Genomic DNA, 13,384 nt, shown 5'->3' on the forward strand with positions numbered 1-13,384 from the left:
GTGCTGTCGTTGCACCCAAACCCAACGCTATCCGTGTTCTTGGAGCGCAAGAACGATCTCTGCTACTCGATCGTTCACAGCAAAGACACCCGGGATGTCGTCGACCGTGGTCGAGTTGAAGATCACCGTGAACGCGAGCTCACGACCTTTTGCCGTTGTCATGTACCCAGAAAACGCACGCGCCAAGTAGAAAAGTTGGTCTGTCGTGGGGTAGCCGAGAATACGTGTGCCTGTCTTTGCGCGAATCTTTCCGACCGCACTTGTGCCTTCACCCAACGACGTCAAAGACCCATCGACACCAGAAATCGGTTGTAGATCGACGAACTGCTCACCCCACGCCTGATCCTGCGCTCCGATAAGAAAGTCGACATGTGCCCTGGCGCTCGTGCGATTCTCGTCTATGCTCCCGGCAGGGTCGAACAGCCTGATCGCCGCTTCTGACCCGCCAACGTCATCGACGACACCGAGTACTGCGGTCACACCATCGACGCAGTCTTTGCTCTCTTCGGAGACCGCGATGAGGCAAGCCAGAAGGTCCGCCCCACGGTTATAGCTGATCTTCTGAACGACCCGAGCGAACTCGCTCATCGGGGCCGAGGTCCATTCGGCTAAAGGCGCACCGCCCACCACGGCTTCGGATACGGACTCGCCGTCGTAGACGCTCTCTCCGGAAACGCTGATTCCTTCGTCGGCAAGAACCTCACGGAAAGCTACGGCCGCGAATTCGACAGGATCGGGAACCCTCGCGTTTCGAACGGTGAGGCCAGCATCTTGGCCGATGGTTCCGCTCGCGGTGACTGTCATCCCCTCCATCGAGACCTCGACGTCGACCTGATCTCCCGCGATGACCTCGACGCTGTTGATCAGGTCGAGAGACGCAAGTGCGGGAACCACACGGATGTCCGGAGCATCGCCGACATCGCTGGGGGTGAGTTCGACATCTACGAGGTTCTCGTTCACCCAGATCGAATCGATACGGCCGTCCGGCCACTCACGCATGGTGTCGAAGTATTGGTTGTCAACCAGGATATTTCCTGAGACGGCACTCACTCCGGCAGCGCGAATATCGCCCGCGAGCGACCGTAGTGCGCCGAGCGGATCCCCTGAATTCAGCTCAACCGGCAGCAAGCCGGTGTTTGCCTCGTTGTGGTCGAAGGAGGTGATCTCAAGTGTTCCATCAGACAAATCTCGCAACCCGAAACTGAAGTCACCACGACCTGAAAGCACGAGATCACCTTCAACGGTGCCGTTCACCACATCACCGGTCGCGAAGACCGGCGTCGTGGCAATCGAATCGGCACCAAGGAGGTCGAGAGCAGCTGCCGTCGTGAACGATTTTTGGATAGAGCCCGGAACGAAGGGCACTGTCGAGTTCAGCTCGTAGATCGTCTCGCCCGTATCGAGGTCAATTGCGAAAATCCCCCACCCTCCGCCGGCAAACATCGGGTCATCGGTGACCTCATTGATTGCGGAGTTCAACTCACCGTCGACGGATGCTGTGCACCCGGAGAGAACGACGACAGTGCACACGAGCGCCACAGCGCCTGAATTCAGGCGTGAAGGTGAAGTCATTTCAGTACGGCTCATGGCTGCCCTCTCGGCGCTTCGGCTTTCGTCCAGTCAATCGCACACGGGAGTTGCCTCCAAATGCGTGTGGCCACCCGGGCGCGACCGCGGCGGGAGTCAGGAAGTCGACGTATTGCGGACGATAAGTGACGAGAGTCCTTCGACCAGCACCAAGACTCCGCCCGAGAAGCGTTCGTCTTCGTCGCGATAGTTCGAAAATAGCGCCGCCGTGCCACTTGGCGCGCCCGTCCGCCCTTCTTCGGCGCGGGCACGACCCATCATCAAAGCGACGTGACCGGTGACGAAATCGTGCAACGAGGCGTACCCCCAGACCGCTTCCTTCTCTGTGAGTCCGGCGTCTTTCAGGGAATTTACTATTCGCACGACGAGAGCCTCAGCGCCTGGGCCATCGAGCGCTGACTGTCGATGTGCTTCCAAAACAAAAGGATGCTCGTACAGCAATTCCCGAAGTCGCCACGCGAACGTCTCTACGAGAGCGCGCCAGTCATTTTCTGGCCATCGCACATGAGCGAGGGCAACTCCAATCTGTGCGCTGACAAGGGCTGCCCGCAGTGATTCGCTGCCCCCGACCGTGCGATGAATCGTCATGGGAGACACTCCCAGGGCATCTCCCACCGCGCGCAGCGTCACGGCGCCCAGACCATGGTCTGCGGCCAATCGCGATGCTGTCGCGACGATGGCAGCACGAGAAACAGCGCGAGGACGCCCCGAACGAGCAGATCGAGGGTTGTCAAATGACACCGCCTCACAATAACGTTACATGTAACGAAATAGCCAATATGAAGGCGTTAACTTTGCTGTCGCCTCTCATCGCGCGCCACGAAAGTGACAGAAGGACAGCCGATATGGATGATCGCACTGTGGATGTCACAGTCTCGACGGGAACAATCCGCGGAGTCGGACACGACGGCATCCTGCGGTATTTCGGTATTCCTTACGCGAAGGCCCCCGTGGGTGAGCTGAGATTCGCGGCGCCGGTACCCCGCGCGCCATCGACCGGCGCGGTGAACGCAACTGCATTCGGTGCGACTGCACCGCAAAGCCCTTACCCAGGAGAGCTCGGAGATTTACTCGCCTCCGTCGATATCCCCGGAGACGACGTTCTTACGCTCAATATCTGGTCGCCGGAACACGCGCAAAGTGCGCCCGTCGTTGTGTGGATTCATGGCGGCGCTTTCGAACGGGGGACGTCGGCGCTGCCGAGCTATGACGGCTCAGCATTCGCTCGAGATGGCGTCATTTTTGTGTCGATCAATTATCGACTCGGCGTCGAGGGTTTCGCAGTTCTTGAGGGCGCACCGAGAAATATCGGACTCCTCGACGCAGTGGCAGCTCTAGCTTGGGTGCGCAACGAAGTTGCCGCTTTCGGCGGTGACCCTTCGCGGATCACCATCATGGGAGAGTCCGCCGGCGGCAGCATGGTCGCGGCTCTGCTCGCGCGGTCAGAGACACGAGAACTCGTCGCGGGCGCCATCATCCAATCAGGTCCACTCGAAGTCCCGCCTGACGATAAGGCCGCAAGATCGACGATTGCCCTGGCGAAGAAGCTGAAAATCCCCGCCACCCGCGACGCTTTCCTCTCGATCTCTCCTGAGAAACTCGTAGCAGCACGCGCCGAAATCACACGTGGCGGCACAGTTTTCAGCGGCACTCCCGGATTTTCGCCGAGCCTCGATCCTTCCTCGCTACCGCTCTCGCCGCACGTTGCGCTGGCGCAGATAGAGATTCCGCTACTCATCGGCACGAACACCGACGAATATCGACTTTGGCTTGCCCCACGCGAGTTGGCGAAAATCGGAGGATTCAAAGAGTGGGTCGCGCGAATCGCTCTCCGAATTCCACTAAAAGCGGCGCGTGCCGCCCACGCTGCGTGGCGGAGCGCACCTCGTGGCGAGATTCTTGGGCAGTTACTCACCGACAAAGCTCTCCGGGCACCGGCCACCGCCGCTGCCCGAGCAAAGTCGTCTCCTACCTATATGTACGAGTTCGCTTGGCAAAGCCCCGTCCGTGGCCTGCGCGCGGCGCACGCGCTAGAGATCGGGTTCGTTTTCGACACTTTGGATGCCTCGGACTCGGTATCTCTCGCCGGTGAGAGCGCTCCGCAGTCACTCGCCGAAGAGATGCATAGCGCCTGGGTCGCTTTCATCGCTGATGGAGACCCAGGCTGGCCTACCTACCGGCCAGAACGGCTCACGCGCGTATTTGATACATCGTCAATGACGACCCCGCAACGACGCGCGGCGATTGTCGACGCGCTCTCTTAATCACAGGAGGCGTTCTCTTCTGCTTCAACCGCCTCAGCTACTTCGGTCGATGACGGCAAGCCAGACGTTGCGGTCTTGTTCCCTTCGGTAATCCATCGAACGGGTGACCATCTCAATCAACGCCAAACCGCGCCCGCTTTCCGCTGTGTCTTCTGGCATCACTCCTGCTCCGGCTTTCGCAATCATCGCAATACCAGTGTCGCTCGTCCGGAGCCGGAGCTCGAGGTTGTCCACCGTCACGACAACATCACACAACACGTCGCGCTTGGGGTTGTTTTGAATGATATTGCTGACAAGTTCGCTCAGCACCAGCTCCATCGCCATGCGATCCGTGGCGACTACGTCCGGATGCTCCTCCCAGACCGCTTCGACGAAGTTGTGGGCGTCTTCCACGCTGTCGGGCGGGCAGCGAATCGCCGCGACGTGCTCAGCCGGAGAAGGCTGACTCGGCGTGTTCATAAGGCTTCAAAATCTTGTCGACGTTGGATAGCCGCAGAACCATCATGACTTGCTCGGCCGGCTCCGCGATTCTTAGATCTCCACCCGCTTCGCGGGTTGTCTTGAGTGCGCCGATGAGAGCACCAAGACCCGATGAGTCCATGAATGTAATCTGCGAAAGCTCAACCACAATTCGTGATCGTCCGCGCTCAACAGCATTGCTTACCGCTTCACGCAGTTCCGGAGCGGTGACCATGTTCAACCGCCCATTTCCGCGGACGATTGCGATGTCTGCCCCGTGATCATCAGTCTGAAACGCCGTCATTATTTCTCCTCATCATTTTTGAAACCCCGGTACCGAACTGCGCCAATCAAAACGCTGAAGGCGAAGAAGTCATAAATTACCCACACGACATTCACCACAGTGCCCACCGGCTCATCGCCGAGGATCACTAGGCGGAAGATACCGATCACGATAGCCACCAGCAAGACGACAACGGTGATGATCTGTATGCGGATCCGACGCAGTTGAAGACCGTGCACTCGTTTTCCGTCTTTGGGCGTGACAGCAAACGTAAGCGAGCGGCCAAAGATCACGTTGGCCGCGGCGCTCACGCACGCGTGAATCCAGAGCGGAAAGAGCGCAAGCGTGTACTGCTGGCCTCGCCACGTCGGGAGCCCGTGAGAAGCGACGAGAAAAAGCAACTGGTTCGCCGCCAGAAAGGGCAGAAAATGCCAGAAAAAGTCAGCTGCGAAGCTTTGCACCGGGAGGATCCCGGCGGTGAGGAAAATCACTGGAGCAACAAGATAAATCACGGACATGAAGCCAGATATATAGCTCCACATCGTGGAGAAGTACATCAAGCGCTGCGGGATCGATAGCCCCTTTGTGAAGAGTGGGTTTTCGGCCAAAAACACCTGCATTGTGCCCTGCGCCCAGCGAAGCCGCTGGGTCAGCATCGTACCGAGATCCTCCGGAGCAAGGCCGTCGGCCAACAACTCGTTGTGAAAAACGCTCTCCCACCCCAGCGCATGAAGCCGCATCGAAGTCGACATATCTTCCGTCACCGAGTTCGTGGCAAGAGGAAGAATGACCTGTGCCTCGCCCGGGCGGTTGATGTCGATATCACGCAGCGTGCTCTGCACCGCCTCAAGTGCATTCAGAGGAGACAGCTCACTGCCAGAAAGACGTGTGACCGCCTCGTCGTGCCCGACGGAGAACGCAGCCAAGTCGTCTGGACTTAATCCGAGTGACGCGAGGTCTTCCGTCATTTTCGCCATGTCGCTTGCGACAATCAGTCGAGCCGCCGTTGCCACCCTCTGGTGAAGCGCATATGTGACTTCACTGTATGCCTCGCCCCGCGCGAGATCTCGCCGAGCTGTGCGAATCGCACCCGCCGTTTCAGCGAGCACGACGGCGGCTTCAGGAGAAGTGGGCTTGCGCCGCTCATGCTGCACGATCGAACCCGCCCGCCCGAGTGCCTTGAGTACCGCGTCTTCGGTAGCACTGACGTAGCCCAGGATGCCGAGCTGCATGAGGGGCTCTCGGCGGAGTACTGCGTTCGAACCACAGAAAAAAGCGGCGTTCCAGCCGTCTTTCCCCTCCTGTATTGGACCGTAAAACAGTGGGGCCTGGCTGCCAAGCGGATCCCCCTGCGGAACGTTGCTGAAGATCTGGGGGGTCTGTACCAGCGCTACTTTGTCGTCACGAAAGTAACCAAGTGTGCGGTTGAGAATGTCAGGACGCGGCACCATATCGGCATCCAGTACGAGGATGAACTCCCCGCCGGTCTGCATAAGCGCGTTGTTGAGGTTGCCAGCTTTGGCGTGGCGCGGCTTGCCATGCCACTCTTTTCCTCTGGTTATGTAGCCCACACCGAGACTTTCGGCCTGTGCCCGCAGTTCTGGTCGAGCGCCGTCATCGAGAATCCACGTCTCGTGTGGGTACGCAATTTTCCGTGCCGCTCGCGCTGTCGTCATTACGAGGTCTATCGGCTCGTTGTAGGTCGCTATAAACACATCGACTGTGACATCTGCAAGCGGCGGCGGCGCTTCTCCTCGCCGACGAGATCGCCACATCGTGAAACCGAAAAGGCACAGATCGATAACGCTGTAGGTTTCTGCGATGACGAGTGGAACGCCAATCCACCAGTTTTGCCAGTTGACAGAGGCAAACCAACGCCAGCTGACGTAGTTGATCCCCAAAATTACGGCACCAACGATGACGATGCGAAGCAGCCACAGACGCGGAGCCTCGCTCCGCTTCAGATTCTCGTTGCGACTCAAGGGAGACCCTGACCTGACTCGCGCCGGAATACAACAGCTGTCACATCATCAATGTTCATGACGTCTTCTCCGCCCGCGCCGAGCAAATCGATCAGCGATTGAGGGCTGCCGTCAGATTTTTTCGCGCACGCTGCCACAACATCATCGAAAGTATCGACGTCCCCACCCCAGCGGTCGAGTATGCCGTCGCTCAGTAGCAACAGCGAGTCGCCGTCTGCCAGTTGCGGACTCGACTCACTCCACCGCGAGTCGAGTCCGAGGGGCAGATCCTCAGAAATGATCCTCTCGACACTTTCTCCATCGGCTCGAACAATGAATGACAGGCCATGTCCGGCGTCGATAAGACGCACCTGCCCTGAGTTCAAGTCGATCACGGCGTACGCCATCGTGACGAAAGCCCCGGTGCGACGCAAATCCCAATCGAGCAGGCTCGCGGTTCGAATCATGACGTCTTTAGGAGAGTCCGAAACCTCGACTGATCTCAACGTTGCTCTGGTCGCTGCCGCGAGCATTCCGGCGCCCACGCCTTTTCCCATCACGTCGCCTAGCGCAATGATGGCTCGTGGCCATGAGATTCGGACATCGTAAAAGTCCCCGCCGACCTGTTTTGCCGGTACTGAAAGTGCAGCAAAGCCCCAACCAGGAATGGGCGGGAGTTTTCCTGGTGAAAGAGCACGTTGCACTTCGCCCGCCCTATCCAACTCTTGCTGTTCGAGTTGGCGTGCTCTTCTCGCTTCAGTGATGTCAAATATCTGGAGCGCGAAGGTGTCATCGTTTGCCCGCGACCCCAGCGTCGACAAGCTGACTTCGAAGATCCGACCGACGTTGGTTTCGAGAGTCAGACGCGCATTTCCGTCGACAAGATTGGTTGCAGCTGTGGCTACTTCAGCGTGAGCGTCAGCGCCCAATATTGAGCGAAGATCAGTGGCGCCCTGATTAATTGAAGGCAACATGGATCGAGCAGAGTCGTTGGATTGAATGACAGACAGGGCCTCGCTGTCGCGTGTGACAATCAGCATGCCTGCAACTGACGTGTCAAAGTTGCGTCGAAAGAGGTCTTCACTCTCCACAAGTTGCGCGCGCGTATCCGCCTCGCGACCGTTTGCGAGCGAGAGCAGCAGAAACACGACCACCATAGAGAGCTGAAACACCTGCAGCACAACCGCGCCTTCGACGCTGTCGAGACGATCGAACGAAAACGGCCCTTTGCCGATCGAACTCCCGTATGTTGCGACGACGCTGATGACGAGTGTTTCGACAAGAACAAGTCGCGTCGACATCCGCATCGCTGCCCACACGAGCGGAACAAAAGGCAGAAAGGCCAGCGGCAGCGTCGCGTTGCCAACGAAGACATAGATGCTCAAGCCGATTGCCGCAACGAATTGCACAACGCTTTCGGCGCCACTCGCGCGCGAGCGGCGTCGCGGCATCTTCATGAATAACGGCGCAACAACCAGCATCCCAGCTGCGTGACGCGAGAAAACGGTTGAAAATCGCTCGAAAGCCCGTTCCGGCGTGGTGAAAATCAAGTCAACCGAACTGATGAGGATGTCGAAGACGGCAGCCGAGAGCACTATCGCGAGAACAAGCCTCCCGATATCACGAGGCATTGCGAGCTCCGGCAGCGCATCGCGCTTACCACGCATGACCAAAGCACCAACCGCTAGCTCAACACCCACGCACAGCGAGATAGCGATCGCATGCGGAAGTGAGTTGTCGATCCACAGCGCGAGCGGCAGAGTCAAGGCCGAGACGGCGACGGCCAGCATCCAGACAAAGCGAATGCTTACGCGCGTGGCCATCCCGAGTGCGACACCAGCAGCTGGCCACCACGCGACGGAGGCAGCAGCGGCAGGTCTCGTCACGAGCGAGATCGTTCCCAGCAGGAAAAAGCCGATCAGGCATCCGCCCACGACAAGGGCAAGACGCATCCATGCGGGCCGCTGTGACGTCGCCGGCGCAAGACCTGACGGGCTCATACCCCCACTATTCCATCAATTGTCTATGAGGTGGGAGGTGGGTCCGAGATGAGTCGATGGTTGCTCCGAGTTCATCTCGCTCATAGAGTCAGGAAGTGAGAGAAGGGACTCTCAGTGGACACTATCGACCAGGTTGCGCTCGTCACCGGCGGGGCTTCGGGGCTGGGGCTTGCCACAACACTCCGACTCGTCGCGCACGGCGCACTTGTGGTCGTGTTAGATCTGCCGTCAAGTGACGGTGCTGACGTTGCCCGGGCTCACCCAGGCCACGTGCACTTCGCGGCGGGCGACATCCGGGATCCTGCGAGCGTCATGTCCGCGCTCGACTTGGCAGGCACGATCGGCGATCTCCGAGCGCTGATCAACTGTGCGGGCGTTGCGCCAGCGGCAAAAGTTGTGAGTTCCCGCGGTCCGCACCCCCTCGATGAGTTCCAGCGCGCCATCGACATCAACCTCGTCGGCACGTTCAACGTCATCCGCCTGGCTGTAGAGCGGATGCAGCAGCTCAGCGTTCGCGCAGACGGTGAGCGCGGTGTCGTGATCAACACCGCGTCGGTTGCAGCTTTCGATGGGCAAATCGGTCAGGCGGCGTACTCTGCGTCAAAGTCCGCCATTGTCGGCATGACGCTACCAATAGCGCGAGAGCTCGCAGCCTCCCAAATTCGTGTCGTCACGATCGCGCCAGGCATCTTCGACACTCCCTTACTCGCGAGTCTGCCGGAAGCTGCACGCACCTCGCTCGCGGGCCAAGTGCCGCATCCGCAACGTCTCGGCGCACCGAGTGAATTCGCTCTCATGGTGACGCAGATCATCGAGAACCCCATGCTCAATGGAGAGACGATTCGACTAGACGGCGCAATTCGCATGGCGCCGCGGTAACGACGGATGCCAGAGAAAGAGTGATCACATGATTGAAGCCGTCATCGTCGACGTTGTACGCACAGCATCCGGAAAAGGAAAGCTCGGAGGTGCTCTCTCGGTTCTGCATCCGGCGGATTTGCTCGCGAGCGTGCTCGATGCCCTTGTGACACGGAACGGGTTGGACCCGGCCCTCATCGACGATGTGATTGGTGGCTGCGTCAACCAGGCATCGGAGCAGTCGACGAACATCACGCGGACGGCGGTGCTGGCGGCGGGTTTTCCCGAGCACGTTCCTGCAACGACGATTGATCGACAGTGCGGTTCCAGTCAGCAGGCAGCGACGTTTGCCGCACAGGCCGTCATGTCGGGAATGCACGATGTCGTCATCGCGTGCGGAGTCGAGTCAATGAGTCGTGTGCCGATGGGAACCTCAGCGCAGGGGAACGACATCTACGGCCAGAAACTCCGAGCTAGATATCCCGACGGCCTTGTGAATCAGGGGGTGGCCGCAGAGTTGATCGCCGCACAGTGGGGGCTGAGCCGTGCAGAACTCGATGACTTCGCTGCCCGTTCTCACGAGCGAGCAGCCGATGCCGCAGCAGCACATGCCTTCGACCACGAGATCGTTCCGCTGCGACTCCGCACAGACGCAGGCGGGGCTTTTCTTCACTCGCGTGACGAAACCGTGCGCCCAGCAACGACCACTGAACGACTCGCCGAGCTGCCGGCATCCTTTGTCGATGCCGGGATTGCCGCTCGTTTTCCGGAGATCGGGTGGAAGATCACCGCCGGAAATTCATCACCGCTCACAGACGGGGCTTCGGCGGCGCTCATCATGTCCCGAGAACGTGCCACAGAGTTGGGCCTTCGACCTCGAGCGCGGTTCGTTTCGTTCGCCGTCGTGGGCGATGACCCGATCATGATGTTGACGGGGCCGATCCCCGCGACTCAAAAGGTTCTCAATCGTGCTCGGTTGTCAGCTGATGAGATCGACGTGTTCGAAGTCAACGAGGCCTTCGCTCCCGTCCCTCTGGCATGGGCGAACGAAATCAACGTGCCAGAAACAAAACTGAATCCGCGCGGCGGCGCGATCGCTCTCGGCCACGCGCTCGGCTCGTCGGGAACCCGCCTGTTGGCTACCCTCGTCAACGAACTTGAGGCGAATGGTGGACGCTATGGCCTCCAGACGATGTGCGAGGGCGGCGGTATGGCTAACGCAACCATCATCGAGCGCCTCTAGCAGCGCAGTCGTCGCAGTAACCGCGTGATGCGTCGTGCAGATCGACATCTTTTGGTGCCGAGCCCGTTAATTTCGGAGCCTCCGCGAGCTTGAAGGTGACAGGCTTGTGGCGGGGTCACCACGGCGTCGCGATTGGACATCATGCAGAATAAGAAAACGATCATCATCACCGGCGCATCAGATGGAATCGGTGCCGCGGCCGCACGACAACTCAACGAAGCGGGCCACACTGTCGCGGTCGTTGGGCGATCACCCGAAAAGACGAAGCGCGTGGCAGAGAGTATCGACGCCGACTACTTCGTCGCCGACTTCGCCGACCTTGGCCAGGTGCGAGAACTCGCCGCATCGTTGAATGAGCGGTACTCGACAATCGATGTGCTGGCGAACAACGCGGGCGGCATCATGGGTGACCGAGAGCTCACCACAGACGGCTTCGAAAAGACATTTCAGGTCAACCATCTCGCCCCGTTCTTGCTCACGCAGCTCCTCATGGATCGGCTCATCGAGTCGAAGGCATCCGTCATCAACACCTCGAGTGTCGCGAACTCACTTTTTGGACGCCTTGAGCTCGACAACCTCAACGGGGAACGCTCTTATCGCGCGACTCGCGCATATGGTGCGGCGAAGCTGGAGAACATTCTCTTCACAAAAGAGCTTCACCGGCGCTACGCAGCTCAGGGAATCTCGACGGTCGCATTCCATCCCGGGAATATTGCCTCTAACTTCACGAGTGAAGCGAACTCTCTCATCAAGCTGGTCTACCGCTGGCCGCTTCGGAATATCTTTCTGACGAGTTCTGAAACCGGCGGCAAGGTGCTGTCATGGTTTGCCGAAGGCACCCCGGGCACCACCTGGATCTCAGGCGAGTACTACAACAAGACAGCGCACGCGGCTCCCAATAAGCAGGCGGGCGACGCCGAACTCGCCGAAGCACTCTGGGCTCGCAGCGCTGAATTCGTCGCTTCTTCGTAGGTCTGAGTCAACCCCGTCGCGACTTGCCCATTTTTGTCGGTTCTCAGCTCGCAACGCCCGCAAATTCGGGCAAGTCGCGAGGGGTTTTTCAGCACGATGCGAGGTGTTCGGAGCGGGAAAAACGGTTGGCGCTCTCACGCTTCTGCCAGCGAACACCGGGGTTTCGTCCAGAAGAGGTGAGCAGAATCGATTCTTTGTGCCCGACCCGAGGGCGCAGAGCCGTGAGATTGCGGCATCCATCTCCCAGGAAATCTGACATGCTCCACTCCCCTGTATTTTCCCCTGCCCGACGCGCCAAGCAAGCGGGCATCGCCCTTGCGACCGCTGGCGCTATCGTCTCGGCAGGCATTTTCACCGCGAGTCCGGCGCTAGCATCTACCTCGGATGCCGCGCCTGCGGTTTCCGTAGCGACGTCGACAACGTCCGACACGCTCGAAGACATGAAGACGAAAGCAGAATCTGCACTGGTCGCAGCACGGTCCGCCGTCGCTGAATCAGTCGCAGCAACCATCGAAGCGAATGAAAGTGGTCTCGACCTCGGCGGAAAGCCGACTGCTATTGAGACCGCGGATCTTCTCGACAGCATCGATGAAATGTCGAATCTCGAGATCGTGCCCACGCTTCTGCTCCCAGACGACACCGCCACTGCGATTGCTGAAACGAAGCGAGTGCGCGCCGAGACTGCAGAGCTGACTGAGCGCGTTGCCACGGCGGCCGCTGAGAAAGCCGCGAAAGAGGCAGCTGAGAAAGCCGCGGCCGAAAAAGCCGCAGCTGAAAAGGCCGCAGCTGAAAAGGCCGCAGCTGAAGCTGCCGCCGCCGAGGCCGCAGCAGCTGAGGCGCAGCAGGAAGAAGCCGCAGCGGCGACCGCACCCGCGCCCGCAGCGCCGACGAACCCCTCCGGCGCTCAGGCCACCGCTCAGCAAATCGCGGCGTCCAATTACGGGTGGGGCGACGACCAGTTCGCGTGCCTCGTCTCGCTGTGGAACAAGGAGTCGGGCTGGAACGCCCAAGCATCAAACGGGTCGAGTGGGGCCTACGGCATCCCGCAGGCACTACCCGGCAGCAAGATGGCTAGCGCTGGCGCCGACTGGGCAACCAACGCGACGACACAAATCGTGTGGGGTTTGGGTTACATCGCCGGTAGCTACGGTTCGCCGTGCGGCGCATGGTCGCACTCACAGTCGACAGGCTGGTACTAAGAACCGGTCGACCGCAAGCGCTACCGCGTGGGGGCCGTCGAAAGCGTGACGGTTCTCACGCTGTTGGGCTCGGTTCAAGAGCGGCGATGAGATCTGCCTTGTTCATGCGGGAATACCCGGTAATGTTTCGCGCCTTTGCCTGCTCGCGAAGCTCAGCAACAGTCAGCGACGTCGAAGAAGGCTTGGACGGAGCTGACTTGGCGGGAGCCTTCTTGGGCTCCGAGGCCGCCTCATTCTCTGATTTCGCTACTTCGAGAGCGAATTGCTGCGCTGCTTCTGCGTGCTTAGCGGCAAGCTTCTCGGTCTTCTTGGATAGCACAGCTGCACGCTTACGCAGTTTTTTCTTCGAGTCCGCCACGGCTTCGAGAGCTGTCGCCACGGAGTCTTCGGCCTGAGCCAGTGCTTTCTTGGCTTTCTTCTCCGTCGCCTTCAAGTCGTTCTTCTTGCTTGATGGCTTCTTTGATTTCTTTTTCTGCGCCATTTTTTGCACCTCCAATAGGTCGCGAACGATGGGACCTTCCGTACTGGTAGTGAAGCACATCGAGACTCTTCGCTCAG

At 59.4% G+C, this 13,384-nt stretch carries 12 protein-coding genes; 5 read left to right on the forward strand and 7 right to left on the reverse strand.

Annotated elements, in window-relative coordinates:
* Positions 1-27 precede the first annotated feature (27 nt).
* Together dacB and FHS06_RS13480 are read right to left on the reverse strand one after the other, a co-directional pair.
* Entirely contained in the window at positions 28-1,587 is a 1,560-nt protein-coding gene (gene dacB, locus FHS06_RS13475; RefSeq protein WP_167050108.1) for a D-alanyl-D-alanine carboxypeptidase/D-alanyl-D-alanine endopeptidase, read from the reverse strand.
* 96 nt (positions 1,588-1,683) lie between these two features.
* Complete coding sequence (locus tag FHS06_RS13480; protein WP_167050110.1) at positions 1,684-2,328, reverse strand: TetR/AcrR family transcriptional regulator; 645 nt, start codon at positions 2,326-2,328, stop codon at positions 1,684-1,686.
* A 104-nt stretch (positions 2,329-2,432) separates the two neighbouring features.
* Between FHS06_RS13480 and FHS06_RS13485 the strand changes: the two genes are divergently transcribed.
* Positions 2,433-3,851, forward strand: a complete 1,419-nt coding sequence (locus FHS06_RS13485) for a carboxylesterase/lipase family protein (RefSeq protein WP_167050112.1) — start codon at positions 2,433-2,435, stop codon at positions 3,849-3,851.
* 33 nt (positions 3,852-3,884) lie between these two features.
* Here the strand turns inward: FHS06_RS13485 and FHS06_RS13490 are convergent, their stop codons facing one another.
* The 4 genes from FHS06_RS13490 to FHS06_RS13505 are packed head-to-tail and all read right to left on the reverse strand — an operon-like array spanning position 3,885 to position 8,554.
* Positions 3,885-4,310 (reverse strand): ATP-binding protein, encoded by a 426-nt coding sequence (locus FHS06_RS13490; RefSeq protein ID WP_167050114.1) that lies wholly within the window; start codon positions 4,308-4,310, stop codon positions 3,885-3,887.
* On the reverse strand, positions 4,279-4,614 hold the full coding sequence (locus FHS06_RS13495; RefSeq protein WP_167050116.1) for an STAS domain-containing protein: 336 nt from the start codon (positions 4,612-4,614) through the stop codon (positions 4,279-4,281). The genes FHS06_RS13490 and FHS06_RS13495 overlap by 32 nt, the downstream gene beginning before the upstream one ends.
* The gene (locus FHS06_RS13500) at positions 4,614-6,575 is read right to left on the reverse strand and encodes a glycosyltransferase (RefSeq protein WP_243845447.1); all 1,962 of its coding nucleotides are present in this window, start codon (positions 6,573-6,575) and stop codon (positions 4,614-4,616) included. The genes FHS06_RS13495 and FHS06_RS13500 overlap by 1 nt, the downstream gene beginning before the upstream one ends.
* Positions 6,572-8,554: a SpoIIE family protein phosphatase gene (locus tag FHS06_RS13505; protein WP_208388179.1), complete on the reverse strand. Its 1,983-nt coding sequence runs from the start codon at positions 8,552-8,554 to the stop codon at positions 6,572-6,574. The genes FHS06_RS13500 and FHS06_RS13505 overlap by 4 nt, the downstream gene beginning before the upstream one ends.
* Positions 8,555-8,668: 114 nt before the next feature.
* Here FHS06_RS13505 and FHS06_RS13510 point away from each other — a divergent pair, with 114 nt between their 5' ends.
* The 4 genes from FHS06_RS13510 to FHS06_RS13525 all read left to right on the forward strand — a co-directional run bounded on the left by FHS06_RS13510 (position 8,669) and on the right by FHS06_RS13525 (position 12,826).
* Entirely contained in the window at positions 8,669-9,433 is a 765-nt protein-coding gene (locus tag FHS06_RS13510) for a 3-hydroxyacyl-CoA dehydrogenase (protein WP_167050118.1), read from the forward strand.
* A 28-nt stretch (positions 9,434-9,461) separates the two neighbouring features.
* Positions 9,462-10,655, forward strand: a complete 1,194-nt coding sequence (locus FHS06_RS13515) for a thiolase family protein (RefSeq protein WP_167050120.1) — start codon at positions 9,462-9,464, stop codon at positions 10,653-10,655.
* A 141-nt stretch (positions 10,656-10,796) separates the two neighbouring features.
* Positions 10,797-11,627 (forward strand): SDR family NAD(P)-dependent oxidoreductase, encoded by an 831-nt coding sequence (locus FHS06_RS13520; protein WP_167050122.1) that lies wholly within the window; start codon positions 10,797-10,799, stop codon positions 11,625-11,627.
* A 257-nt stretch (positions 11,628-11,884) separates the two neighbouring features.
* Positions 11,885-12,826 carry an aggregation-promoting factor C-terminal-like domain-containing protein gene (locus FHS06_RS13525; RefSeq protein ID WP_167050124.1) on the forward strand — a complete coding sequence of 314 codons (942 nt, stop codon included), beginning with the start codon at positions 11,885-11,887 and terminating at the stop codon, positions 12,824-12,826.
* 55 nt (positions 12,827-12,881) lie between these two features.
* Here the strand turns inward: FHS06_RS13525 and FHS06_RS13530 are convergent, their stop codons facing one another.
* Entirely contained in the window at positions 12,882-13,307 is a 426-nt protein-coding gene (locus FHS06_RS13530) for a Rho termination factor N-terminal domain-containing protein (RefSeq protein ID WP_208388181.1), read from the reverse strand.
* Positions 13,308-13,384 lie beyond the last annotated feature (77 nt).

Source organism: Microbacterium halimionae, assembly GCF_011761265.1.
Lineage (GTDB): Bacteria > Actinomycetota > Actinomycetes > Actinomycetales > Microbacteriaceae > Microbacterium > Microbacterium halimionae.

What these genes read in the sequence shown, in the direction of transcription:
- FHS06_RS13495 (WP_167050116.1), bottom strand. Translation starts at nt 4,614, where the DNA reads ATGACGGCGTTTCAGACTGATGATCACGGGGCAGACATCGCAATCGTC.
- FHS06_RS13515 (WP_167050120.1), top strand. Translation starts at nt 9,462, where the DNA reads ATGATTGAAGCCGTCATCGTCGACGTTGTACGCACAGCATCCGGAAAA.
- dacB (WP_167050108.1), bottom strand. Translation starts at nt 1,587, where the DNA reads ATGAGCCGTACTGAAATGACTTCACCTTCACGCCTGAATTCAGGCGCT.
- FHS06_RS13490 (WP_167050114.1), bottom strand. Translation starts at nt 4,310, where the DNA reads ATGAACACGCCGAGTCAGCCTTCTCCGGCTGAGCACGTCGCGGCGATT.
- FHS06_RS13485 (WP_167050112.1), top strand. Translation starts at nt 2,433, where the DNA reads ATGGATGATCGCACTGTGGATGTCACAGTCTCGACGGGAACAATCCGC.
- FHS06_RS13520 (WP_167050122.1), top strand. Translation starts at nt 10,797, where the DNA reads ATGCAGAATAAGAAAACGATCATCATCACCGGCGCATCAGATGGAATC.
- FHS06_RS13530 (WP_208388181.1), bottom strand. Translation starts at nt 13,307, where the DNA reads ATGGCGCAGAAAAAGAAATCAAAGAAGCCATCAAGCAAGAAGAACGAC.
- FHS06_RS13505 (WP_208388179.1), bottom strand. Translation starts at nt 8,554, where the DNA reads ATGAGCCCGTCAGGTCTTGCGCCGGCGACGTCACAGCGGCCCGCATGG.
- FHS06_RS13525 (WP_167050124.1), top strand. Translation starts at nt 11,885, where the DNA reads ATGCTCCACTCCCCTGTATTTTCCCCTGCCCGACGCGCCAAGCAAGCG.